General features: G+C 66.5%; 23 protein-coding genes. 20 read left to right on the forward strand and 3 right to left on the reverse strand.

The window, feature by feature from the left end:
- The first annotated feature begins 51 nt into the window (after window positions 1-51).
- From QX132_RS05990 to mmsB, 20 genes are all read left to right on the forward strand, one after another.
- Window positions 52-1,914, forward strand: a complete 1,863-nt coding sequence (locus QX132_RS05990; RefSeq protein WP_316160397.1) for a TRAP transporter large permease subunit — start codon at window positions 52-54, stop codon at window positions 1,912-1,914.
- Between the two features lie 18 nt (window positions 1,915-1,932).
- Window positions 1,933-2,658, forward strand: coding sequence for a GntR family transcriptional regulator (locus tag QX132_RS05995; RefSeq protein ID WP_315738476.1), 726 nt, complete (start codon window positions 1,933-1,935; stop codon window positions 2,656-2,658).
- A gap of 27 nt (window positions 2,659-2,685) precedes the next feature.
- Window positions 2,686-3,882: a mannonate dehydratase gene (gene uxuA / locus QX132_RS06000; RefSeq protein ID WP_315755434.1), complete on the forward strand. Its 1,197-nt coding sequence runs from the start codon at window positions 2,686-2,688 to the stop codon at window positions 3,880-3,882.
- Between the two features lie 86 nt (window positions 3,883-3,968).
- A complete protein-coding gene (locus tag QX132_RS06005) occupies window positions 3,969-4,736 on the forward strand; it encodes an SDR family oxidoreductase (protein ID WP_316160399.1) in 768 nt (255 codons plus the stop codon).
- A gap of 35 nt (window positions 4,737-4,771) precedes the next feature.
- Window positions 4,772-5,803 carry an L-idonate 5-dehydrogenase gene (locus QX132_RS06010; protein WP_316160401.1) on the forward strand — a complete coding sequence of 344 codons (1,032 nt, stop codon included), beginning with the start codon at window positions 4,772-4,774 and terminating at the stop codon, window positions 5,801-5,803.
- A 47-nt stretch (window positions 5,804-5,850) separates the two neighbouring features.
- On the forward strand, window positions 5,851-6,747 hold the full coding sequence (locus QX132_RS06015) for a sugar kinase (RefSeq protein WP_409998088.1): 897 nt from the start codon (window positions 5,851-5,853) through the stop codon (window positions 6,745-6,747).
- Complete coding sequence (eda, locus tag QX132_RS06020) at window positions 6,744-7,388, forward strand: bifunctional 4-hydroxy-2-oxoglutarate aldolase/2-dehydro-3-deoxy-phosphogluconate aldolase (protein ID WP_315738471.1); 645 nt, start codon at window positions 6,744-6,746, stop codon at window positions 7,386-7,388. The genes QX132_RS06015 and eda overlap by 4 nt, the downstream gene beginning before the upstream one ends.
- A gap of 239 nt (window positions 7,389-7,627) precedes the next feature.
- A complete protein-coding gene (ytfQ, locus tag QX132_RS06025) occupies window positions 7,628-8,593 on the forward strand; it encodes a galactofuranose ABC transporter, galactofuranose-binding protein YtfQ (protein WP_315776064.1) in 966 nt (321 codons plus the stop codon).
- A gap of 113 nt (window positions 8,594-8,706) precedes the next feature.
- Window positions 8,707-10,257: a sugar ABC transporter ATP-binding protein gene (locus tag QX132_RS06030; RefSeq protein WP_315776065.1), complete on the forward strand. Its 1,551-nt coding sequence runs from the start codon at window positions 8,707-8,709 to the stop codon at window positions 10,255-10,257.
- Window positions 10,254-11,246: an ABC transporter permease gene (locus QX132_RS06035; RefSeq protein ID WP_315776066.1), complete on the forward strand. Its 993-nt coding sequence runs from the start codon at window positions 10,254-10,256 to the stop codon at window positions 11,244-11,246. The genes QX132_RS06030 and QX132_RS06035 overlap by 4 nt, the downstream gene beginning before the upstream one ends.
- Complete coding sequence (gene yjfF, locus QX132_RS06040; protein WP_316160404.1) at window positions 11,243-12,223, forward strand: galactofuranose ABC transporter, permease protein YjfF; 981 nt, start codon at window positions 11,243-11,245, stop codon at window positions 12,221-12,223. Before QX132_RS06035 ends, yjfF begins: the two co-directional genes overlap by 4 nt.
- Entirely contained in the window at window positions 12,220-12,960 is a 741-nt protein-coding gene (locus QX132_RS06045) for a FadR/GntR family transcriptional regulator (RefSeq protein WP_315772067.1), read from the forward strand. The genes yjfF and QX132_RS06045 overlap by 4 nt, the downstream gene beginning before the upstream one ends.
- Window positions 12,957-14,693, forward strand: a complete 1,737-nt coding sequence (locus QX132_RS06050) for an IlvD/Edd family dehydratase (protein WP_316160406.1) — start codon at window positions 12,957-12,959, stop codon at window positions 14,691-14,693. Before QX132_RS06045 ends, QX132_RS06050 begins: the two co-directional genes overlap by 4 nt.
- A gap of 9 nt (window positions 14,694-14,702) precedes the next feature.
- Window positions 14,703-15,632 carry a dihydrodipicolinate synthase family protein gene (locus tag QX132_RS06055; protein WP_316160407.1) on the forward strand — a complete coding sequence of 310 codons (930 nt, stop codon included), beginning with the start codon at window positions 14,703-14,705 and terminating at the stop codon, window positions 15,630-15,632.
- A 2-nt stretch (window positions 15,633-15,634) separates the two neighbouring features.
- The gene (locus QX132_RS06060; protein ID WP_315776069.1) at window positions 15,635-16,561 is read left to right on the forward strand and encodes a Gfo/Idh/MocA family oxidoreductase; all 927 of its coding nucleotides are present in this window, start codon (window positions 15,635-15,637) and stop codon (window positions 16,559-16,561) included.
- Window positions 16,562-16,565: 4 nt separating this feature from the next.
- Window positions 16,566-17,648 carry an aldose epimerase family protein gene (locus QX132_RS06065; RefSeq protein WP_315776070.1) on the forward strand — a complete coding sequence of 361 codons (1,083 nt, stop codon included), beginning with the start codon at window positions 16,566-16,568 and terminating at the stop codon, window positions 17,646-17,648.
- Window positions 17,648-18,529 (forward strand): SMP-30/gluconolactonase/LRE family protein, encoded by an 882-nt coding sequence (locus QX132_RS06070; protein ID WP_315776254.1) that lies wholly within the window; start codon window positions 17,648-17,650, stop codon window positions 18,527-18,529. Before QX132_RS06065 ends, QX132_RS06070 begins: the two co-directional genes overlap by 1 nt.
- Window positions 18,530-18,637: 108 nt before the next feature.
- Complete coding sequence (chvE, locus tag QX132_RS06075) at window positions 18,638-19,708, forward strand: multiple monosaccharide ABC transporter substrate-binding protein (protein ID WP_316160408.1); 1,071 nt, start codon at window positions 18,638-18,640, stop codon at window positions 19,706-19,708.
- A gap of 80 nt (window positions 19,709-19,788) precedes the next feature.
- Window positions 19,789-21,339: a multiple monosaccharide ABC transporter ATP-binding protein gene (gene mmsA / locus QX132_RS06080; protein WP_316160409.1), complete on the forward strand. Its 1,551-nt coding sequence runs from the start codon at window positions 19,789-19,791 to the stop codon at window positions 21,337-21,339.
- A gap of 21 nt (window positions 21,340-21,360) precedes the next feature.
- A complete protein-coding gene (gene mmsB, locus QX132_RS06085; RefSeq protein WP_315738458.1) occupies window positions 21,361-22,551 on the forward strand; it encodes a multiple monosaccharide ABC transporter permease in 1,191 nt (396 codons plus the stop codon).
- Window positions 22,552-22,711: 160 nt separating this feature from the next.
- Here mmsB and QX132_RS06090 read toward each other — a convergent pair whose 3' ends face one another.
- From QX132_RS06090 to QX132_RS06100, 3 genes are all read right to left on the reverse strand, one after another.
- Entirely contained in the window at window positions 22,712-24,331 is a 1,620-nt protein-coding gene (locus QX132_RS06090) for a rhodanese-like domain-containing protein (RefSeq protein ID WP_316160411.1), read from the reverse strand.
- Window positions 24,288-24,878: a cysteine dioxygenase gene (locus QX132_RS06095; protein WP_315811763.1), complete on the reverse strand. Its 591-nt coding sequence runs from the start codon at window positions 24,876-24,878 to the stop codon at window positions 24,288-24,290. The genes QX132_RS06090 and QX132_RS06095 overlap by 44 nt, the downstream gene beginning before the upstream one ends.
- 71 nt (window positions 24,879-24,949) lie before the next feature.
- Complete coding sequence (locus tag QX132_RS06100; RefSeq protein WP_315738455.1) at window positions 24,950-25,111, reverse strand: hypothetical protein; 162 nt, start codon at window positions 25,109-25,111, stop codon at window positions 24,950-24,952.
- Between the last annotated feature and the right edge of the window lie 10 nt (window positions 25,112-25,121).

A 25,121-nucleotide genomic window follows, 5' to 3' on the forward strand; every position in this document is an offset into this window, starting at 1 on the left:
CCATGAGGCCGAACTCATATCAATGCGCCCGAGTTGACTGGGGAGAGTGCAATGGCCGTTGAATTGACAGCGACGACCTCTGTGCCGTCGCATGGGGCGTTCGCACGTTTCGATCATTTGCTCGGCCGCACCGTCGAGGCGCTGGCCGCGGCGCTCGTCGTGGCAGAATTGGTCCTGCTCGGCGCCGCGACGGCCGCGCGCTACGTCTTCAATGCGCCCTTGATCTGGTCCGACGAACTCGCGACCGTGCTGTTCGTGTGGCTGGCGATGCTCGGTGCGGTCGTCGCGCTGCGCCGCGCCGAGCACATGCGGCTCACCGCCTTTGTGCGCAACCTCTCGCCTGCATGGCGGGCACGCACCGATGCGCTTGGACTGATGCTGGTCTGCACCGTGCTCGTCGCGCTGGTGATGCCGTCCTGGCATCATCTCGAAAGCCATATGATCAGCCGAATGCCGGTGCTCGAGATCAGCGAAGGTTTTCGCGAGGCCGCGATGCTCGTCGGCGTGCTCCTGATGCTGCTCACCGCCGTCGACCGGCTGATCCAGCAGGGGAGCCTGCTCCAGATCGTTGGCGCATTGGCGCTGGTGCTGGCGGGAGCAGGCGTGCTCTATGCCGCCGCGCCCGTGCTGGAGGATCTCGGCAACTACAATCTCGTGATCTTCTTCTTCGTCCTCGTCGCGGCTGCGATGGTGATCGGCACGCCGATCGCCTTCGCCTTCCTGCTCGCGACCGTCGCCTACCTGCATTTCAGCACCACCGTGCCGGTCTCGATCGTACCCGGGCGGGTCAGCGAGGGCATGTCGCACATGGTGCTGCTGGCGGTTCCGATGTTCGTGCTGCTGGGCGCGCTGATCGAGATCGCCGGGCTGGCCCGGGCGATGATCGCGTTCCTGATCTCGCTGATCGGCCATCTGCGCGGCGGCCTGCAATATGTGCTGCTCGGCGCGATGTACCTGGTCTCCGGCATCTCCGGCGCCAAGGCGGCCGACATGGCCGCCGTCGCGCCGGCACTGTTTCCCGAGATGAAGCAGCGCGGCAGCTCCGAAGGTGATCTGGTGTCGCTGCTGTCGGCCTCGGCCGTGATGTCGGAGACGATCCCACCCTCGATCGTGCTGATCACGGTCGGATCCGTCACGGGCGTATCGATCGCCGCGCTGTTCACCGGCGGGCTGCTGCCGGCGGTCGTTGGCCTGATCGCGCTCTCCGTCGTGGTCTTCATGCAGACCCGCAAGGAGGACATGGGTGGCGCGCAACGATTTGATGCCAAGACGCGGCTGAAGCTGTTCGCGATCTCGATCCCCGGCCTCGGCCTGCCGATCGTCATCCGTTCGGCGGTGGTCGAGGGCGTCGCCACCGCGACCGAGGTCGCTGCCATCGGGGTCATCTACACGGTGCTGGTCGGCATCTTCGTCTATCGCCAGTTCGACTGGAAGCGGGTCTATCCGATCCTGGTCGATACCGCCTCGCTGTCCGGCGCGATCCTGCTGGTGGTGGGTGCGGCCACCGGCATGGCCTGGGCGCTGACCCAGTCCGGCTTCTCGCAACAGCTCGTCGATCTCATGGTCGCCGTACCCGGCGGCCGCTGGGGCTTCCTCTTGATCTCGGCCCTCGCCTTCGTCGTGCTCGGCAGCGTGCTGGAAGGCGTGCCGGCCGTGGTTCTGTTCGGGCCGCTGCTGTTCCCGATCGCGCGGATGATGGGCGTGCACGAGGTGCACTACGCCATCATCGCGGTGTTCGCGATGGGGCTCGGCCTGTTCACGCCGCCGTTCGGCGTCGGCTTCTATCTCGCCTGCGCCATCGGCCGTGCCTCGCCCGACGAGGTCATCCGCCATGTCTGGCCGCATCTCGCCGCGCTCGTGGTTGCGCTGCTGCTGATCGTGTTCCTGCCATGGATCTCGATCGGCTTCCTGTGAATCGGATAGACTGCCGTCATGGATGACGATCTGACACCGCTGACGCGAATGGACGGCAAGGCCGGGCGGCGGCTCGCCGACCAGGTCTATGAGCGGCTGCTCGAGGACATCGTCTCCGGCGCGCTGCCGCCGGGGACGCCGATGGCCGAGCTCGATCTGTGCGAGCGACTCGGCGTCAGCCGCACGCCGGTGCGCGAGGCGCTGATCAAGCTCGCCGATGTCGATCTGGTTCGAATCTATCCGCAGAGCGGCAGCGTCGTCGCGCCGGTGTCGCGCGAGGCGTTCGGAGAAGCGCAGTTCATCCGCGAGCATCTCGAATGCGCGCTGGTCGCCGAGGCCGTGCGCTACATCGATGCGACCTCGCTGCGTGAATTGAACGAACTGATCGACAAGCAGAAGGCGGCCGCGACTCCCGCGGAGTTCTACGCCCATGACGAGGCGTTCCACCAGACCATCGCCCGCACCAGCCGGCATCCGCATGTCTGGCAGGTGATCCGCCAGACCAAGATCCATTTCGACCGCGTCCGGCATCTGACCTTGATCGAGGATGCCGGCCACATTCCGCTCCTGATCGCGCAGCATCAGGAGATCCTGGACGGGCTCGCGGCCTGCAACGAGGCCCAGGCGGTGGCAGCGATGCGCCGTCATTTGCGCGAGGTGTTCCGCCGCGCTGACGGCATTTTTGCACGGCAGGAAGAGTTGGCGCAGGCCGAGCCGCGCACAAGGACACGGCGGCGGCGCTGACCGCACGCGTTTTGGAAGGTGGACGACATGGAACAGACGTGGCGCTGGTTCGGACCGGATGATCCCATCACTTTGCCGCAGGTCCGCCAGACCGGCGCGACCGGCATCGTGACCGCGCTGCACCACATTCCCTATGGCGTGGTGTGGAGCACGGATGAGATCGTCAAGCGCATCGGCATGATCGAGGGTGATTCATCGCTGCGGCTGCGCTGGAGCGTGGTCGAGAGCCTGCCCGTGTCGGAGGCGATCAAGCTCGGCGAGGGCGACCTCACTGACCTGTTCGACAATTACCGGCAGTCGCTGCGCAACCTCGCGGCCTGCGGCGTCACCACCGTCTGCTACAATTTCATGGCCGTGCTGGACTGGACCCGCACCGAGCTCGCCTTCCGCCTGCCTGGCGGCGCCACCGCGCTGCGCTTCGATCAGGATCGCTTCGCCGCGTTCGACTGCTACATCCTGCAGCGCCCCGGCGCCGAGGCGGAGTTCTCCTCCGACGTGCTCGACCGTGCCCGCGCGTGGGTGGCGCAGGCATCGGAATCCGACAAGGACCGTCTGCTCGCGACCATCATGGCCGGGTTGCCCGGAGCCTATGATCGCTATGACGTGCCCGGCCTGCGCCGCATGCTGGAGAAATATCGCGGCATCGGCCATGCCGAGCTGCGCGCCAACTACGCGCGCTTCCTGCGCGAGGTGGTACCCACGGCGGAGGAGTGCGGCGTCAGCCTGTGCGTCCATCCGGACGATCCGCCGCGGGACCTGTTCGGCCTGCCGCGCGTGGTGTCGTCAGCCGACGATCTGCAGTTCATCGTCGATGCCGCCCCGTCCAAGGCCAATGGCATCACGTTCTGCACCGGCGCGCTCGGCGCCGGCGGACAGAACAACGTGCCGGCGCTCGCCGAGCGCTTCGCTCCGCACATCCGCTTCGTGCATCTGCGCAACGTCACCAAGATGCTCGACGGCTCGTTCATGGAGGCGGAGCATCTGCGCGGCGACGTGGACATGGTTGCGGTCGTGACGACCTTGCTGAAGGAGCAGGCTCGCCGCAAGGCCGAGGGTGAGCCGGACTGGCGGATTCCGTTCCGGCCCGACCACGGCCACGAGCTGGCGGACGACATCGGTCGCGGCACCCATCCAGGCTATCCGCTGGTCGGCCGGCTCAAAGGTCTTGCCGAGATCCGCGGCGTCATGACCGCGGTAGCGGCCATTAACCGCTTGCCCGTCTGATCCAGGCCGCGCCGGACAACGCGCTTGTCAGCGCGCGTGCCGTGGCCGAGGATGCCGGCCCGAATTCGTCCATTCGAGTTGAACCGATGTCGACCTCGCTCTTCGATCTCTCCGGCAAGACCGCGCTGGTGACCGGGTCCTCGCGTGGCCTCGGCCGCGCCATCGCCGAAGGCTTCGCCAAGGCTGGCGCGCGGCTCGTCATCAACGGCACCGACCCGGCGCGCACGCTGGCAGCCGTGGAGGAATTCCGCGCCGTGGGCCATCAGGCCGAGGCCTGTCCGTTCGACGTGACCGACGAAGAGGCCGTCGTCCGCGCCTTCGCGCGCTTCGATGACGAGGGGATTGCGATCGACATCCTCGTCAACAATGCCGGCATCCAGCACCGCAAGCCGCTGGTCGAGTTCACCACCGACGAGTGGCGCCGGATCATCGAGACCAATCTCACCAGCGCCTTCGTGATCGGGCGCGAGGCCGCCAAGCGGATGATCCCGCGCAACAGCGGCAAGATCATCAACATCGGCTCGCTCGGCAGCGAGCTGGCGCGGCCGACGATCGGACCCTACACCACGGCCAAGGGTGGCATCCGCAACCTGACCCGTGCGATGGCGGTCGAATGGGCGGCGCACGGCATCCAGGCCAACGCCATCGGCCCCGGCTACATGCTGACCGACATGAACCAGGCGTTGACGAGCAATCCCGACTTCAACAATTGGCTGATGTCGCGCGTCCCGGCGAAGCGCTGGGGCCGTCCGGACGAGCTGGTCGGCACCGCGATCTTCCTGGCCTCCGAGGCCTCCACCTACGTCAACGGCCAGACCATCTATGTCGATGGCGGCATGCTGGCGTCGATGTAGGATCGGCCGGGACAACGAGCCAGGGAGAACAGCCGATGCGAGCCGTCGTCATTCATGCGCCCAAGGATCTGCGCATCGACAGCTATCCCGATCCGGCGCCCGGAGCAGGTGAGGTCCGGGTCAAGATCGAAGCCGGCGGCATCTGCGGCTCGGACCTGCACTACTATCATCATGGCGGCTTCGGCACCGTCAGGATCAAGCAGCCGATGGCCCTGGGCCATGAGATCGCCGGCATCGTTGCCGCGGTGGGCAGCGGCGTCAGCGGCCTTGCCGAAGGCGCGCGCGTCGCGGTCAATCCGAGCCTGCCTTGCGGCAGATGTGTCTATTGCCGCGAGGGGCTGCGCAACCAGTGCCTGGACATGCGCTTCATGGGCAGCGCGATGCGCGATCCCCACGTGCAGGGCGGCTTCCGCGAGTTCGTCACCGTCGATGCCGCGCAGGCTGTTCCGATCGCGCCGTCGCTGTCGCTCGGTGAAGCCGCCATGGCCGAGCCGCTGTCAGTGTGTCTGCATGCGGCGCATCAGGCCGGCTCGCTGCTCGGCAAGCGGGTGCTGGTGACCGGCTGCGGCCCGATCGGTGCACTGTCGATCCTGGTTGCGCGTTACGGCGGCGCGGCCGAGATCGTGGCAACCGACGTCGCCGATGCGCCGCTTGCGGTGGCGCGTGCGCTCGGCGCCAGCCATGCGTTCAATGTCGGTGCGGAGCCGTCCGCGCTCGATCCGTGGCGGGCCGGCAAGGGCACGTTCGACGTGTTGTTTGAGGCCTCCGGCAACCAGGCTGCGTTGCGGGCCGCGCTGGACGTGATCAGGCCCGGCGGCATCATCGTCCAGCTCGGGCTCGGCGGCGAGATGACCCTGCCGGTCAACACGCTGGTCACGAAGGAGCTGCAATTGCGCGGCACGTTCCGGTTCGACCGTGAATTCGAGCTGGCGGTGCGGCTGATGGGCGAGGGGCTGCTCGACGTCAAGCCATTGATCTCGGCCGCGCTGCCATTCGAGCAGGCGGTTGCCGCCTTCGAGCTCGCCAGCGATCGAAGCCGGTCGATGAAGGTTCATTTGACGTTTTGATGGATGGATCGACGCCGATGAAAGTCGCCTGCATCGGAGAGTGCATGGTGGAGTTCGCGCAGGAGGACGGCAGTCTGTTCCGGCGCGGCTTCGGCGGTGACACGCTGAACACGGCGCTCTATCTGGCCCGGCTCGGCGTGCCCACCTCCTACGTCACCGCGCTCGGCGACGATCCCTTGAGCGCTGCGATGCTGGCGGCGTGGCAGGCGGAGGGCATCGATACCGCCGAGGTGTTGCAGGTCGAAGGCCGCGTGCCCGGCCTTTACATGATCGAGCGCGATGCCAAGGGCGAGCGCAGCTTCCTCTATTGGCGCGACCGCGCGCCGGCGCGCGAGCTGTTCGATCGCGCCGACAGCGACATGCTCGAGAGGCTTTCGCGCTTCGACTGGATCTATCTCTCCGGCATCAGTCTCTCGCTGTACGGCGAGACCGGCAAGGCCAAGCTGCGCGAGCTCTTGACGGTGGCGCGCAAGCGCGGCGCGCGGGTCGCCTTCGACGGCAACTATCGGCCGCGCGGCTGGGCCAGCCGCGAGGCGGCGCAACGCGCATTCCGCGCGATCCTGCCGCTGGTCGACGTCGCGCTGCCGACGCTGGAGGACGAGCAGATGCTGTTCGGCGATTCCGATGCGTCGGTCAGCCTGCGCCGCTTCAAGGACGCCGGCGTGGGCGAAGTCGTCGTCAAGCGCGGCGCGCGCGGCTGTCTGATCCATGCCGATGGCGTGCTGGTCGACATTGCGCCGCCCGCGGTGCTCAAGCCGATCGACACCACGGCGGCCGGCGATTCCTTCAATGCGGGTTATCTCGCCGCGCGCATCAAGGGCGCGCCGCCACGGAAGGCGGCGTTGGCGGGCCACCGGCTGGCGGGGGCCGTGATCATGGCGCCGGGGGCCGTGATTCCGGCAACCGCGATGCCGCGGGACATTCTGGCGATGAGCGAGGCGTGATGAGCACTCTGGACAAGCGCGCGAAGCTCGATGCGGTGCTCGCGCTGGCGCCGGTGATCCCCGTGATCACCATTGACGATGCGGCGCACGCCGTGTCGCTGGCGCGCGCCCTTGTGAGCGGTGGTCTGCGCGTGATCGAGATCACCTTGCGCACGCAAGCCGGTCTCGATGCTGCGCGGGCCATCATTGGCGAGGTGCCGGATGCCGTGGTCGGAATTGGCACGGTGCTGACACCAGCGGACTACGAGCGCGCGGCCAGGCTTGGCGCGGCGTTTGCGATCAGTCCGGGGCTGTCGATCGAGCTGCTGGATGCGGCGAAAGCCGGCGAGCTGCCGTTCGCGCCGGGCGTCCAGACCGCGTCGGATCTCATCGCCTGCGTGACGCGCGGCTATGAGCTGGTGAAGTTCTTTCCCGCGGTGCCGGCCGGCGGACTTGCCGCGCTCGATGCGCTGGCGGGGCCATTCCCGAGCGTGCGCTTCTGCCCGACCGGCGGCATCAATGCCGGCAATGCTGCGCAATGGCTCGCGCACAAGAAGGTCGTCGCAATCGGCGGCTCCTGGGTCGCGCCAGCGGCGGACATCAGGGCCGGCGCCTGGGCCGCGATCGAGCTGCGCGCCCGCGAGGCGACCAAGCTGCGGTAGCTGAACGCTGCTGACAACTTAAGATTTCATTGGTGTATGCTGTCGCTCTTGGGCAGTGTGCACGCGCGGGCTCGCACATCCTTTTCAAAAAGTATTACAGTCAAATAATATGACTAGTCAGCCCTGAGGTTCCGTGGAATAACCGGGCACGTCGGCCGTTGAGGCCGGCTGAAAAGGTGCGACGACACCGCTCTGGAGCGGCGGCGCATCCAAAACAGACATTTGGGAGAGAACGCCTGATGACCCTGAAAGCCCTCTTTGCGGCCTCCGCGACGGCCGCCTTGTTGCTTGCCACGTCCGCCAGCGCTGCCGAACTGACCGTCGGCTTCTCGCAGATCGGCTCCGAGTCCGGCTGGCGCGCCGCCGAGACCTCCGTCTCCAAGTCGGAAGCCGCCAAGCGCAAGATCAACCTGAAGATCGCCGACGCGCAGCAGAAGCAGGAAAACCAGATCAAGGCGATCCGCTCGTTCATCGCGCAGGGCGTGGATGCGATCTTCCTCGCGCCGGTCGTGGCCTCGGGCTGGGATGCCGTGCTGAAGGAAGCCAAGGAAGCCAAGATTCCGGTGGTGCTGCTCGACCGTGACATCGATCCGTCGGGCAAGGACCTCTATCTGACCGCCGTCACCTCCGACAGCGTGCATGAAGGCGAGGTCGCCGGCGAGTGGCTCGCCAAGACCGTCGGCGGCAAGGCCTGCAACGTCGTCGAGCTGCAGGGCACGGTCGGCGCCAGCGTCGCCACCAACCGCAAGAAGGGTTTTGACGCGGTCGTCGCCAAGAATGCCAACCTGAAGGTCGTGCGCAGCCAGACCGGCGACTTCACCCGAGCCAAGGGCAAGGAGGTGATGGAGAGCTTCATCAAGGCCGAGAACGGCGGCAAGTCGATCTGCGCGGTCTATGCCCACAACGACGACATGATGGTCGGCGCGATCCAGGCGATGAAGGAAGCCGGGCTCAAGCCGGGAAAGGACGTCCTGACCGTCTCGATCGACGCCGTGCCGGATATCTTCAAGGCGATCGCCGCAGGCGAAGCCAATGCGACCGTCGAGCTGACGCCGAACATGGCCGGACCGGCCTTCGACGCCATCGTTGCCTACAAGGAAAAGGGCACCACGCCGCCGAAGTGGATCCAGACGGAATCGAAGCTCTACACGGCCGCTGACGAGCCGCAGAAGATCTACGACAGCAAGAAGGGCCTCGGCTACTGAGCCTGGCTGTTGAGCCGTCGTCCCGGCGCTCGCCGGGACGACGGACGACAAGTCGCTGGCGTCCGCACATCGTGCGGACGTCAACCTTCCTGGTGATCGCCAAGTAGTTCGTCATGTCTGATAGTTCAGCTCCGCCGGCGATGCGTCCAGCCCTGCTGGAAATCCGCGGCTTGGCCAAGAGCTTCGGTGCGCTGAAGGCGCTTGATGACGTCGACTTCACGCTGGGTGAGGGCGAGATTCACGCGCTGCTGGGCGAGAACGGCGCCGGCAAGTCGACCCTGATCAAGGTGGTCACCGGGGTGTTCGCGCGGGACGCCGGCAACGTGCGGCTGGCGGACCGCGAGATCGCGCCGCGCTCCGCCAAGGACGCGGTCGATGCCGGCATCGCCACCGTCTATCAGGAAGTCAATCTGCTGCCGAACCTCTCGGTGGCGCAGAATCTCTATCTCGGTCGGCAGCCGACGCGCTTCGGCGTCGTGCGCGAGGCCGAGATGCGGCGGCGCGCGCATGCGCTGCTGCTGGAATATGGGCTGGACATCGACGTCGGCGCACCGCTTTCGAGCTACTCGGTCGCGGTCCAGCATATCACGGCGATCGCGCGCGCCGTCGATCTGTCGGCGCGCGTCCTCATTCTCGACGAGCCCACGGCGAGCCTCGACCGCCACGAGGTCGAAATCCTGTTCAAGGTGATGCGAAAGCTCGCGGCTGATGGCATCGGCATCATCTTCGTCAGCCACTTCCTCGATCAGGTCTATGAGATCTGCGACCGCGTCACGGTGCTGCGCAACGGCCGGCTGATCGGCTCGCGCGAGATGGCCGGTCTGCCGCGGCTCGACCTCATCCGCATGATGCTGGGCCGCGAGCTGGCCGAGACCACCGGCGAACGTGCGGCCAGCCAGCCCGAGACCGCACGCGAGGTCTGCATCAGCTTCAAGGGCTATGGTAAGCAGGGTTATCTTGCTCCGTTCGATCTCGAGCTGCGCCGCGGCGAGGTGGTCGGGCTCGCCGGCCTGCTCGGCTCCGGCCGCACCGAGACGGCGCGACTGGTGTTCGGCGCCGAGCGTGCCGACAGCGGCGCGGCCACCGTCAACGGCGAGACCGTGCGGCTGAATTCGCCGCGCGATGCCGCCGGGCTCGGCTTCGGCTATTGCCCGGAGGAGCGCAAGACCGAGGGCATCGTCGCCGATCTGACCGTGCGCGAGAACATCATCCTGGCGCTGCAGGCCCGGCGCGGCCTGCACCGGCCGCTGTCGCGGCGCGAGCAGGATGAGATCGCGATGCGCTACATTCGCATGCTCGACATCAGGCCGCCCGATCCGGAACGGCCGATCGGGCTGCTGTCCGGCGGCAATCAGCAGAAGGCATTGCTTGCGCGCTGGCTTGCGACCTCGCCGAAGCTTCTCGTGCTCGACGAGCCGACCCGCGGCATCGACGTCGGCGCCCATGCCGAGATCATCCGCCTGGTGCGCGAGCTCTGCGAGCAGGGCCTGGCGCTGCTCGTGATCTCCTCCGAGCTCGACGAGATCGTCACCTATTCCAACCGCGTCATCGTGCTGCGCGACCGTGCCCATGTCGAGGAGCTGAAGGGCGACGCCGTCGAAGTTTCCAGCATCCTCGCGGCGATCGCGGCCGATGTACCGACCGCGCACGAGGCCGCATCATGACGCTCCGGATTCCGCGCCGTGGTCTCGCGCAAGCCCTGGCACTGATCGTGATCCTGATCATCGATCGCACGGTGTCGCCGCAGTTCTTCAACCTGCATCTGCAGGATGGCCGGCTGTTCGGCAGCGTGATCGACGTGCTCAACCGCGGCACGCCGGTGGCGCTGCTGTCCCTCGGCATGGTGCTGGTGATTGCGACCGGCGGCATCGACCTCTCGGTCGGCGCCGTGATGGCGATCGCAGGCGCCACTGCGGCGAGCCTCGCCGATACGCAGCCGCTGCCGGTCGTGATCGGCTCGGCGCTCGCCGTCGGCCTCGCCTGCGGGCTGTGGAACGGCATCCTCGTCGCCGTCCTGCGCATCCAGCCGATCGTCGCCACGCTCATCCTCATGGTTGCCGGGCGCGGCATCGCGCAGCTCATCACCGAGGGGCGCATCGTCACGTTCACGTCGCCTGACCTGGTGTGGATGGGCAACGGCGCCGTGCTCGGCCTGCCGACGCCGATCGTGATCGCGGTCGGCATGCTGCTGGTGACGGGGGCGGTCGTGCGCGGCACCGCGCTCGGGCTCCTGATCGAGGCGACCGGGGGCAATGCACGCGCGAGCGAGCTCTCCGGCGTCGGCACCCGCGCCATGATCCTGTCGGTCTATGTCTGGTGCGGACTGTGCGCCGCGCTCGCGGGCGTCATTGCGGCCGCCGACATCATGGGCGCCGACGCCAACAATGCCGGGCTGTGGCTCGAGCTCGATGCGATCCTCGCCGTGGTCATCGGCGGCACCTCGCTGTTCGGCGGGCGATTCAGCCTGGTGCTGGCGGTCGCCGGCGCGCTGATCATCCAGGCCATGAACACCGGCATCCTGCTGTCGGGCTATCCGCCGGAGCTCAACCTGCTGGTCAAGGCGGTCGTCGTGCTCGCCGTGCTGCTGGCGCAGTCGCCGCGCATCGGCGATCTCTCGCGCTTCACCGCGCGCTGGCGGAGGACCAAGCCATGAGGGCATCGACCTCGATTGCGATCACCGCGTTCGTGCTGGTCGCCGGCTTCGCGCTGTGCGCGCTGCAATTCCCGAACATCGCCTCGACCCGCGTCGTCGCCAATCTGCTCACCGACAACGCCTTCCTCGGCATCGTTGCGGCGGGGATGACCTTCGTCATCATCTCCGGCGGCATCGATCTGTCGGTCGGCTCGGTGATCGGCTTCACCACGGTGTTCGTGGCGCTCGCGATCGAGCGCTGGGGCATCCCGCCCTTTGCCGCGTTCGCAATGGTGCTCGTGCTGTGCGCGCTGTTCGGCGCCGCGATGGGCGCCGTCATCCACGTCTTCGACCTGCCGCCTTTCATCGTGACCCTCGCGGGCATGTTCCTGGCACGCGGCGTCAGCTTCCTGCTGTCGACCGAGTCGATTCCGATCACCGCGCCGATTTACAGCGCCGTGTCCGATTTCGCGATCCGGCTGCCAGGCGGCGGACGACTCACCGCGATTGCGATCGCCATGCTGGTCATCCTGGTCTTGAGCGCGCTGCTGCTGCACCTCACCCGTTTCGGCGCGAACGTCTATGCGCTCGGCGGCAGCCGCGCCGCGACGGCCCTGATGGGCATTCCGGTCGGACCGATGACGATCCGCATCTATATGCTGTCGAGCGTGCTTGCCGGCCTCGCCGGCATCGTCTTCTCGTTCTACACCGCGGCCGGCTATTCGCTTTCTGCGGTCGGTGTCGAGCTCGACACCATCGCCGCGGTGGTGATCGGCGGAACATTGTTGACGGGCGGGCAGGGCTCCGTCATCGGCACCTTCCTTGGCGTCCTGATCCAGGGCATGATCCAGACCTACATCAACTTCGACGGCACGCTGTCGAGCTGGTGGACCAAGATCGCCACGGGGGTTCTGTTGTTCGTTTTCATTGCGCTGCAGCAAGGTCTGATGGCGCTGGCGCGCCGCTCGTCCGTCAAACCGGTGGGGGCGAGGACATGACCTCGCAACTCGTCTCGATTCCGACACGGCGCGCGCATTCCAACCATGCCGAGGTCGCCCGCAGCATCGGCATCGACATCATCTCCGGCCGTTTGGCCGAGGGAGCGCGCCTTCCCGGCGATGCCGAACTGACGGCGACGTTCGGCGTGTCGCGTCCGGTGCTGCGCGAAAGCGTGAAGACGCTCGTTGCAAAAGGGCTGCTGTCGACCAAGGCGCGCGTCGGCACCGTGGTGCGCGGACGCTCGGACTGGAACATGTTCGATCCCGACGTGCTCGCCTGGCATCTGGATGCCGGCATAGACAAGCGCTTCCTCGCCGACCTTGCCGAGATCCGGCTGGCGATCGAGCCGCGCGCTGCGGCGCTCGCTGCCGAACGCCGCAGCGAGGACGATCTTGCCGCGATGAGCAAGGCGATGGCGCAGATGGAGCGCGAGCCGTCGACCTCGGTCGCCTTCGCCGAAGCCGACCTCGCTTTGCACATCGCGATCGCCAATGCCTCCGGCAATCCCTTCATGCGCTCGATCGGCGCCGTCATCGAAGCCGCCTTGCGCGCCTCGTTCGTCCTGAGCGCCCCGATCGAGACTGCCGATCGCGACACCGTGCTGGTCTGGCACCAGCGCATCATCGACGCGATCGCCGCTCGAGACGCCGAGGGCGCCTCCGAGGCGATGATCGAAGTCATCTACAACGGCCGGCGGCGCCATGCCCAGTCGGCTGCACGAACGGACCGGGAATGAGCAACGACAACGAGAAGAAGACGCTGCGGAGCCAGGCGTGGTTCGGCCGCCAGGACAAGATGGGCTTCTATTATCGCTCATTCCTGAAGAACAGCGGCACGCCGCAGGACCGGTTCGAGGGCCGTCCGGTCATCGGCATCTGCAACACCTGGTCGGAGCTGACGCCCTGCAACGCGCATTTCCGCGTCATCGCCGAGCATGTCCGGCAGGGCGTGCTCGACGCCGGCGGCTATCCGCTCGAATTCCCCGTCTCCTCGCTCGGCGAGGTGACGATGCGTCCCACCGCGATGCTGTTCCGCAACCTCGCCTCGATGGATGTCGAGGAGGCGATCCGCGCGCACCCGCTCGACGGCGTCGTGCTGCTGATGGGCTGCGACAAGACCACGCCGGCGCTCTTGATGGGCGCCGCCTCGGCCAACCTGCCTGCGATCGGTGTTTCAGGCGGGCCACAACTGCGCGGCGTCTATCGTGGCCAGATCATCGGCTCCGGCACCAACATCATCTCGATGAGCGAGCAACTGCGTGCCGGCGAGATCACGCTGAAGGAATTCCACGAGGCCGAGGCCGGCATGAACCGCTCCGCCGGCAGCTGCATGACCATGGGCACGGCCTCGACCATGGCGTCGATGGTGGAAGCGCTCGGCATCGGCTTGCCGGAAAATGCAGCGATCCCTGCTGCGGACGCGCGCCGTAACCTGCTGGCGCGCATGGCCGGCCGCCGCATCGTCGAGATGGTTGCTGAGGATCTCAAGCCGTCCGACATCCTCACGCGGCAGGCGTTCGAGAATGCGATCCGCACGCTGGCCGCGATCGGCGGCTCGACCAACGCCGTGGTGCATCTGCTCGCCATTGCTGGCCGTGTCGGCGTCGAGCTGACGCTCGATGATTTCGATCGGCTCTGCCGCGACGTGCATTGCCTGGTCGACCTGATGCCGTCGGGCCGCTTCCTGATGGAGGACTTCTACTACGCCGGCGGCCTGCCGGCCGTGTTGCGCGCGCTCGGCGAGCGCGGCCTGCTGCACAAGGACGCCCGCACCGTCAACGGCAAGACGCTATGGGACAACGTCGCCGCCGCGCCGAACTGGAACGCCGACGTCATCACCCCGTTCGACTCGCCGTTCAAGACGGAAGCCGGCATCGCGATCCTCACCGGCAATCTCGCGCCCAACGGCGCTGTCATCAAGCCGTCGGCGGCCTCGCCGGAACTGATGAACCATACGGGACGCGCGGTCGTGTTCGAGAGCGTCGAGGAGATGCATGACGCCGTCGACGACGACAATCTCGACATCGACGCGTCCTGCATCATGGTGCTGAAGAACTGCGGACCGAAGGGCTATCCGGGCATGGCCGAGGTCGGCAACATGCCGCTCCCGGCGAAGCTCCTGCGCCAGGGCGTGCGCGACATGATCCGCATCTCGGATGCGCGCATGTCGGGCACCGCCTACGGCACCGTCGTCCTGCACGTCGCGCCGGAGGCCACCGTCGGTGGACCGCTGGCGCTGGTGAAGAACGGCGACATGATCACGCTCGACGTCGCTGCCCGCGCGCTGCATCTGCATGTCAGCGACGAGGAGCTGGCCGCGCGCCGCGCCGCATGGACGCCGCCGAAGCCGCATGCAGCCCGGGGCTATCAGAAGCTCTACATCGATCACGTGCTGCAGGCGGATCGCGGCGTCGATTTCGATTTTCTCGTTGGCCGCAGCGGCTCGCCGGTGCCGCGCGACAATCACTAGAGGTGCCGCATGACCGCTTCCGCCAAAAAGCTCTACAAGGGCGTCTTCCCGGTCGCGCCGACCATCTTCGACGCTGACGGCCGCCTCGATCTCGAGGGCCAGAAGCGCGCGATCGACTTCATGATCGATGCCGGCTCGCACGGCATCTGCATCCTCGCCAATTTCTCCGAGCAGTTCGTGCTGACCGATGACGAGCGCGATCTGGTGATGACCACGGTGCTGGATCATGTCGCCGGCCGCGTGCCGATCATCGTCACCACCACGCATTTTTCGACCTTCGTCTGCGCCGAGCGCTCGCGCCGCGCGCAGGAGAAGGGCGCTTCCATGGTCATGGTGATGCCGCCCTATCACGGCGCCACCTTCCGCGTGCCTGATAGCTCGATCTACGAGTTCTATCGCGGCGTGTCGGACGCGATCTCGATCCCGATCATGGTGCAGGACGCGCCGGTCGCCGGCACGCCGCTATCGGTGCCGTTCTTGGCGCGCATGGCCAAGGAGATCGAGAACCTCGCTTATTTCAAGATCGAAGTGCCGCGCGCGGCCGACAAGTTGCGCGCGCTGATCGAGGCAGGTGGCACGGCGATCGAAGGTCCGTGGGACGGCGAGGAGGCAATCACCCTGATGGCCGATCTCGACGCGGGCGCCACCGGCGCGATGACCGGCGGCGGCTATCCCGACGGCATTCGCAAGATCATCGATCCGTATTTCGCGGGCGACCGCGAGGCCGCGGCGGCGGCCTATGAGCGCTGGCTGCCGCTGATCAACTACGAGAACCGGCAGTGCGGGCTTGCCACCTGCAAGATACTGATGAAGGCGGGCGGCGTGATCCGCCACGACACCTTGCGCAGCCCGCAGCCGCCAATTCATCCGGCGACCCAGAAGGGACTGATCGAGATCGCGCGCCGGCTCGACCCAGTCGTGCTGCGCTGGGGACGCTAGAGATGAGCGAGCTTCGTGTCGCCATCGTTGGCTTCGGCAAGATCGCCAGGGATCAGCACGTGCCGGCGATCGCCGCCACCGAGGGCGTGACGTTGACGGCAGTGGCGAGTCGCAATGCCTCGCTGCCCGGCCTGCCGCATTTCGGCACGATCGAAGAGCTGCTGCGCGACGGACCCGAGATCGACGCGGTCGCGCTGTGCACCCCGCCGCAGGTGCGCCGTGCGCAGGCGCTCGCCGCGCTGGAAGCCGGCAAGCATGTGATGCTGGAGAAGCCGCCGGGCGCCGCCGTCAGCGAGCTCGATCCGCTGGTCGCGCTTGCCGCCGCGAAGCGGCGCACGCTGTTCGCGACCTGGCATTCACGTTACGCGCCCGCCGTCGAGCCGGCGCGCGCGTGGCTGTCTTCCCGCCAGATTCGCAGCGTGCGGATTGACTGGAAGGAGGACGTGCGCGTCTGGCATCCGGGGCAGGGCTGGATCTGGGAGCCGGGCGGGTTAGGGGTGTTCGATCCCGGAATCAACGCGCTGTCGATCCTGACCCGCATTCTGCCAGAGCCGGTGTTCGTGACCGAGGCGGAACTGTCGTTCCCGTCCAACCGCCAGGCTCCGATCGCGGCCAACCTGTCACTGTCGACGGCGAGCGACCTGCCGATCGCGGCCGAGTTCGACTTCCGCCAGACCGGGCCGCAGAGCTGGGACATCCGGATCGAGACCGACGCAGGCCAGTTGAAGCTGTCGCTGGGCGGCGCGCGGATGACCGCGGACGACCAGCCGATGGTCGACGAGAAGGAGCGCGAGTATCCCGGCCTCTACCGTCGCTTCGTCGAACTCACAAGGACCGGCGCGAGCGACGTCGATCTGGCGCCGCTGCGGCTGGTGGCTGACGCTTTCCTGCTCGGCCGCCGCCAATTCGTCGAGCCGTTCGAGGACTGACGCCATGGCGGAGCAGGCACGGATCACCCGGGATGTCTTCGGCACGCTGCCGGACGGCCGCGAGGTCGAGCGCGTCACCTTGCGTGGCGCTCACGGTTTCGAGGCGCGGATCATCACTTACGGCGCGGCGCTGCAGGCGCTGCTGGTGCCGGATGCGCAGGGCCGCGTCGACGACGTCGTGCTCGGCCACGACGACCTGCTGAGCTACCTCAAGCTCCGGAAATTTTTCGGTGCAACGGTCGGACGCTACGCCAACCGCATTGCCAAGGCGCGCTTTTCGCTCGACGGTCAGGACCTGCGCCTCGACGCCAATAATGGTGCGCATGCATTGCATGGCGGCCCCGACGGCTTCGACCGCAAGCTCTGGCAGATCGTCGCCACCGAAGACGGCGCCCAGCCCTCGGTCACGATGCTCTATGTCAGTCCCGACGGCGAGGCCAACTATCCGGGGCGGCTCGACGTCCGTGTCACCTATCAGCTGACGGGACCGACGGAGTTGGCCGTCAGCTTCAGCGCCCGGACGACCCGGACGACGATCGTCAACCTGACCAACCACAGCTTCTTCAATCTCGACGGCCTGGCCGCCGGCACCGGCATTCTCGATCATCGTTTGACAGTCGAAGCCGACCACTATCTCGCGATCGACGAGACTGCGATCCCGCTGGCGGGGCCGCCGCATTCCGTCGCCGGCACGCCGTTCGATTTCCGCGAGTCGCATGCGGTCGGTGCCCGCATCCGCGCTGACGACCCGCAGATCAAATGCGGTCGCGGCTACGATCATAATTTCTGTCTGCGCGACGGCTCTGGCGTGCGTTTCGCGGCCCGGCTCGAGTCGCCGCGCTCCGGGCGGATCATGGAGTTGCTCACCGATCAGCCTGGCTTGCAGGTCTATTCAGGCAACTATCTTGACGCGACCGTGAGCGGCAAGGGGCGTGTCTATCGTCAGTCCGACGCGCTCTGCCTGGAGCCGCAGGCCTGGCCGGACAGTCCGAACCGTCCGGATTTTCCCAGCGCGCGTCTTGCGCCCGACGACGTCTACAAGCACGAGACGGTGTATCGCTTCTCGACCGCGGGAGCGTCCGCATGATGGAGCAGGTGCCGACCACGATCCTTTGCGACGAGCGCTGCCATCTCGGCGAGGGGCCGACCTACGATCCCCACACCGACACCGCCTGGTGGTTCGACATTCGTGAAGGCCTGCTGTTCGAGGCCAAGATCGGCAGCGGCGAAGTCCGCCGCCACGGGCTCGGCAGGATGGCGAGCGCGCTCGGCCGCATCGATGCCGACAGGCAGCTGATCGTGGCCGAGGACGGACTCTACATCCGCAGCGTCGCCGACGGCGCGCTGTCGCTGCATCTGCCGCTCGAAGCCGACAATCAGGCGACGCGGTCGAACGATTCGCGGGTCCATCCCTCCGGCACGTTCTGGATCGGCACCATGGGCCGCAACGCCGAATGCGGCCTGGGCTCGATCTATGCGCTGCATCGCGGCGAGATCATCCGGTTGTTCCCCAACGTCACCATTCCCAACGCGATCTGCTTCTCGCCGGATGGCGCGATCGGCTATTTCGCCGATACGGATGAGAACGTCCTCTACCGTGTCGCGCTCGACCCGGAGACGGGCCTGCCGCGCGGCGAGCCAGAGGTGCTGCTGCGCCATGCCGGTGTCGGTGGGCTCGATGGCGCCGTCGTCGATGCCGAGGGACGGATCTGGAACGCACGCTGGGGCGGCGGTTGTGTCGACGTCTACAGCCCGCGGGGCGAGCATCTGCGAAGCATCGCGGTTCCGGCCAGCCAGGCGAGCTGCCCGGCGTTCGTCGGTCCCGATCTGTCGCGCCTGCTGGTGACGTCGGCCTGGCAGGACATGGACGCGGCGGCCAAGGCGGCCGACCCTGGCCATGGCCAGACTTTCCTTCTTGACGTCGGCGCTCACGGTCGCGCCGAGCCCGACGTCAAGCTGTCGATCTGAGAGGAGGAACAATCAGTCAAGCGTCGTTCAGCCTAACAGCTAACTGGTATCAAGATACGCAATCGGGTATCTCTTGTCCAAATTCGAAAATCCAAAGGGAGTGAAGACATGTCGAGAATGAAGACCATCATGGCCGCCGTCCTGGCCGGCCTCGGCGCGATGGCGCTGTCCAGCGCCGCACTGGCCCAGAGCAAGGGGACCGTCGGCATCGCGATGCCGACCAAATCCTCGGCGCGCTGGATCGACGACGGCAACAACATCGTGAAGGTGCTGAAGGAGCGCGGCTACACCACCGACCTGCAATATGCCGAGGACGATATTCCGAACCAGCTCTCGCAGATCGAGAACATGGTGACCAAGGGCGCCAAGGTGCTGGTGATCGCCGCGATCGACGGCACCACGCTGTCGGACGTGCTGAAGCAGGCCAAGGCCAAGGGCATCACCGTGATCGCCTATGACCGCCTGATCCGCGACACGCCGAACCTCGACTACTACGCGACCTTCGACAACTTCCAGGTCGGCGTGCTGCAGGCGCAGTCGATCGTGGACAAGCTCGGGCTGAAGGACGGCAAGGGGCCGTTCAACATCGAGCTGTTCGGCGGCTCGCCGGACGACAACAACGCCTACTTCTTCTACAATGGCGCCATGTCGGTGCTGCAGCCCTATCTCGACTCCGGCAAGCTCGTGGTCGCCTCCGGCCAGAAGGGCATGGACAAGGTTGCGACCCTGCGCTGGGACGGTGCCACCGCCCAGGCCCGCATGGACAACCTGCTCAGCGCCTATTACGGCAGCAAGCGTGTCGATGCGGTGCTGTCACCCTATGACGGCCTCTCGATCGGCATCATCTCGTCCTTGAAGGGCGTCGGCTATGGCAGCGGCAACCAGCCGATGCCGGTCATCTCCGGCCAGGACGCCGAGGTGCCGTCGGTCAAGGCGATCCTGCGCGGCGACCAGTACTCGACCATCTTCAAGGACACCCGCGACCTCGCCAAGGTGACCGCCGACATGGTCGATGCTTCGCTGAGCGGCAAGGAAGTGAGGGTCAACGACACCAAGACCTACAACAACGGCGTCAAGGTCGTCCCGGCCTATCTGCTCAAGCCGGTCGTGGTCGACAAGAGCAACTGGGAGAAGGTCCTGATCGAAGGCGGCTACTACAAAAAGTCGCAGGTCGAGTGATCTCATGGCCGGCGAGCGCGGCCATGCGCTCGCCGGCTCCTCTTATCTCAACGACTTCAAGTGTTGCGGGATACAGCGCGATGACGGCAATCCTCGAGATGCGCAGCGTCAGCAAGAGCTTCGTGGGCGTGCAGGCGCTCCGCGACGTCAGTTTTACGGTCGCGGCGGGCGAGATCCACGCCCTCGTCGGCGAGAATGGCGCCGGCAAGTCGACCCTGATGAAGGTGCTGAGCGGCGTCTATCCCTACGGCCGCTATGAGGGCCAGATCATTTTCGAAGGCGAGGAGCGGCGCTTCCGTGACATCAACGATTCCGAGGCGCTCGGCATCATCATTATCCACCAGGAGCTCGCGCTGATTCCGCTGATGTCGATCGCCGAGAACATCTTCCTGTCGCATGCGCCGTCACGCTTTGGCGTCATCGATCGCGACGAGGTCTACCGGCGCACCCAGCAATTGCTGGCTCAGGTGGGATTGAAGGAATCGCCGGATACGCTGATCACCGATCTCGGCGTCGGCAAGCAGCAATTGGTCGAGATCGCCAAGGCGCTGTCCAAGCGCGTCAAGCTCTTGATCCTGGACGAGCCGACGGCAAGCCTCAACGAGGCCGACAGCCAGGCGCTGCTCGACCGCCTCGTCACCTTCCGCGACCAGGGCATCTCGTCGATCCTGATCACGCACAAGCTGAACGAGGTGGCCCGCGTCGCTGATCGCATCACGGTGCTGCGCGACGGACGCAGCGTCGACAGCATCGATTGCCGCGCCGAGCCGGTCCTGGAGGACCGGATCATCAAGAGCATGGTCAATCGCGACATGGCGCACCGCTTCCCTGAGCGGCAGCCGAAGATCGGCGAGCCCGTGTTCACGGTCGAGAACTGGTCGGTCTACCATCCGCAGCATACCGACCGCCAGGTAATCAAGAACGTCGATTTCCAGGTGCGCCGTGGCGAGATCGTCGGCATCGCCGGCCTGATGGGCGCGGGGCGCACCGAATTCGCCATGAGCCTGTTCGGCCGCTCCTGGGGCGTCAACATCACGGGCCGCGCCCGCCTCGAAGGCCACGACGTCACTCTCAACAGCGTACCGGCCGCGATCGACGCCGGCCTCGCCTATGTCACCGAGGACCGCAAGCAGCTCGGCCTGATCCTGGCCGACGACGTGCGCAAGAACATCACGCTGGCGAGCCTCGCGCAGGTCGCGCCGAAGGGCGTGATCGACGACATCGCCGAGCTCAAGGCGGCGTCCGGCTACCGCGGCCGGATGCGGATCCGCTGCTCCGACGTCTATCAGGAGGCCGGCCAGCTCTCCGGCGGCAACCAGCAGAAGGTCGTGCTGTCAAAATGGCTGATGACCGATCCCAAGGTCTTGATCCTCGACGAGCCGACGCGGGGCATCGACGTTGGCGCAAAGTATGAGATTTACTGTATCATCCAGGAGCTCGCGGATGCCGGCCGGGGTGTTGTCGTGATCTCATCGGAGATGCCGGAGCTGCTCGGAATCTGCGACCGCATCTGCGTGATGAATGACGGCGCCTTCGTCGGCGAGTTCGCCGGGCCGGAGGCGACGCAGGAAAAGATCATGCGCGCCATCATGCGCAACGAAACCATCAAGAACCAGGAGACGGCCGCGTAAGCGGTCGGGAGGACGCCAGCAATGACCGACAAGACGGTTTCGCTCCCGGAGGAGAAGTCGCATAGCGGCTTCCTGAAGAACAATCTGCGCAGCTACGGCATGCTGCTGTCGCTGTTCGTGATCATGCTGTTCTTCCAGTTCATGACCGACGGCACCCTGCTGCAGCCGCTCAACCTCACCAACCTGGTGCTGCAGAACAGCTACATCGTCATCATGGCGCTGGGCATGCTGCTGGTGATCGTGACCGGGCACATCGATTTGTCGGTCGGCTCGGTTGCGGGCTTCGTCGGCGCCGTCGCCGCCGTGCTGATGGTGCGCTATCACGTCGACTTCCCGCTCGCGATCATCGCCTGCCTGATCGTCGGCGCCGCGATCGGCGCCGCGCAGGGTTATTGGGTGGCCTATTTCGGCATTCCGTCGTTCATCGTCACCTTGGCGGGCATGCTGGTGTTCAAGGGCCTGGCGCTGGCGCTGCTGCAGGGGCAATCGGTCGGGCCGTTCCCGGGTACGTTCCAGAAGCTGTCGTCCGGCTTCATCCCCGAGTTCATGCCGAGCGCGGCGCATCTTTATCCCACGTCGCTCGCGATCGGCGCGGTGCTGACGCTCATTCTGGTCTATGCCAGCGTCAAGGGCCGTGCGCGCGAGGTGGAGCACGGTATCGAGGTCGAGCCGTTCGGCTTCTTCGCTGCCAAGAACGTCGTGCTGGCCGGCGCACTGATGTATTTCACCTATCTGATCGCCTCGCATCGCGGCCTGCCCAACGTGCTGGTCATCATGACGGCGCTGATCGCGCTCTACGGCTTCATGACGCGCCGCACCGTGGTCGGCCGGCAGATCTATGCGGTCGGCGGCAACGCTAAGGCAGCCAAGCTGTCAGGCATCAAGACCGAGCGGCTCGTGTTCATGACCTTCGTCAACATGGGCGTGCTGGCCGCGCTGGCCGGCCTGATCTTCGCCGCCCGGCTCAACACCGCGACGCCGAAGGCCGGCCTCGGCTTCGAGCTCGACGTCATCGCGGCCTGCTTCATCGGCGGTGCCTCGGCCTATGGCGGCGTCGGACGGGTCGGCGGCGCTGTCATCGGCGCCATGATCATGGGCGTGATGAACAACGGCATGTCCATTCTCGGCGTCGGCATCGACTATCAGCAGGTCATCAAGGGCCTGGTGCTGCTCGGCGCCGTCTGCATCGACGTCTACAACCAGCGCCGTTGAGTTCGGCGCGCAGCTCCCGGTGAAGCTGTAACGACCTAGGGAGCAAAGCGACGCCGAAGGCGGCGCCTGCCCACCACGTCTCGCGACCCGCGTGAAAGCGGTGGGCACGCGGCATTCGCGTCGCGAATGCGGCTTTGCCCACCCTGCGCATTCACCAGAACTACACCACGTGGAAATTCGACACGCTGTCATTGGCGAGCTGAGCGACGAGCTGCAGCTCCCAGTCGATATAGGCCTGCATCGCTTCGGCGGCGTTGTCGGTGCCCTCATAGGGACGCTTGTAGACGTCGTCGGCAAGCGAGATCCATGAGGACCGATCGCTCTCCAGCACATGCCCGGCAGCCGTCCAGGCGCGCGTGCCGCCGCTGAGCACGCGGAGCTCACGCGTCGTCGCGGCACGTGCATCCGCAAGCGCAAACGCGGCTTCGCTGCCGTCGTTGCTGGTCAGCACGATCGGACCGTCGCCGGGCAGCTTGGCGAGATCATCCGCAAAGCGCGACGCCAGCACGAAATGTGCGCCCGGAATGTGTCCGGCCTTGTAGCTCGGACTGCGCGTGAGATCGACGATCGTCCACGCAGCGGGATCGGCCGCGAGTTGCTCGGCGCTGATTGCCGCGTCGCCACGCTGCGGCAGCGGCGGTCGGCGTGCGGCGCGGATTTCCGTTTCGGTCGCTCCAACGACATCCGGTCCCACGACCGCCACGTCCCAGCCCATCTGCTTCAGCCATGACGCCGTCATGCGTGCGCGCACGCCGTCATCGTCGAACAGCACCAGACGGGCGCCGCGCACGCCCACCCACTCGTCGGTCGCCTGCACCAGCTGGCCGCCCGGTGCCGACGCGAAGCCAGCCGGATGGCCGGCGGCATATTCCTCGGGCGTGCGGACGTCGAGGCAATACAGCGTGCGCGCCCCGGCCTCGGCCTGATGGCGCGCGAATGTCGCGGCATCGAGCACGCCGACGCCGACGCGCTCGGCCCAGGCCTTGGCATCAGCCAGCGCGGTCGCGTAGCTCGTCCGTGGCCGCTCCAGGAGGCGCGCGGTCTTGCCGCGCTCGACCTGATGGCCGGCAAGTGTCCAGCCGATCGTGCCGTTGCGCAACGCATAGATCTTGTTCGGCAGCCCGGCATTGATCAGCGACTGCGTGCCGATGATCGAGCGCGTGCGTCCGGCGCAGTTGACGATGATCGTGGTGTCGGGCGACGGCGCGACCTCGCGCGCCCGAAACGCCAGCTCGCCGCCGGGGACGCTGACCCCGCGCGGGATGCTCATGGTGCGATATTCCTCGAAGCGGCGGGCGTCGAGCACGACCAGATTCGACTCGCGCTCGATCAGCGCCTTGGCTTCGTCGGCCGACAGCGACGGCGTGTGCCGGATGGCCTCGACCAATTCGCCGAACGCCTTGCTCGGCACGTTGACGTCCCGGAACACCTCGCCATGGCGCGCATAGCCCGACAGCCCGCCAGCGAGCATCGCGACGTCGGTGTAGCCCAGTGCATGAATGCGCGGCACCGCGCGGGCGGCATAGCCTTCGCCATCATCATAAACGACGACGGCTACATTCAGACGCGGCACGAGATCGAGGATGCGCAGCTCGATCTGCGACAGTGGCAGCGACACCGCGAAGAACGGATGCGACAGCGAATATGGGCCTTCCTCGCGGACGTCGAGCAGTGCCACCTCCTCGCCGGCGCGCCAGCGCCGCCGCAACTCGGTCGGTGTGATGATGCGGAAACCGTCAGGCGGCGGTGCGGTCGGGCCAGAGGTTGGGGACGGTGTCATTCGAATATCCGGAAATGAAGTCTCGGGCGGCGCCGGTCTCCGCATCATACACCGCGCGGCGGATGCGGCCGATATTGCCGCCATAGACGTGGATGCTGATCGAGGAGCGGTCCGCCAGACCGTTGGAGATCGCGTGGATGTCGCCAATGTGTGGCGATACCGCGGCCGTTTGTCCAGCCCGCAGCCGCTCCGGCGCAGCCTCGCGCAACGTGCCGTCCGGCTGCCGCGCATAGCTGACCGAGAGTTCCTCGCCGCGCAGCACGCCGACGAGGCCCCAGACGCGATGGTCGTGCACCGGCGTGCCCTGGCCGAGGCCCCACACGAAGCTCACGATGGAGAACCGATCGAGCGGATCGGCATACAGCAGATATTGTCGGTAGCGGCCGCCGTCGGCGACCGCAAAGGCCTGAGGCAGCCAGTCGTCATGCGCGACCAGCTCCTTCAGTTTCGGTGCGAGCGCGGCGAGCAGCTCCGGCTCGTTTGTCGTGCTTGCGACGAGGCGTGCCGTATCGGCGACGAAGTCGCGGAAGCGCGCAATGTCAGTCATGTCGGGCTCGTGTCGTATCGAGGCGGAAGGCCGCCGATGGGCGGCGCGATGGGCGAGGGATCTGGTCCCACTCAGACGTGAGGGCCGAGCATCGCGATGTAGAACAGGTCCTCATTGGACAACTCGGCGGCCGGGCGCCGGGTGAGGATGTCGTGCGCTTTGAGACGGCTGTCAGCGCGCCCTTGCGGCAGCAAATGACCGAGCCAGCCTCCGAACCATGAGACGTAGCGCATGAGAGCCTCC

It is taken from the genome of Bradyrhizobium sp. SZCCHNRI20481 (assembly GCF_032485055.1).
Classification (GTDB): Bacteria; Pseudomonadota; Alphaproteobacteria; order Rhizobiales; family Xanthobacteraceae; genus Bradyrhizobium.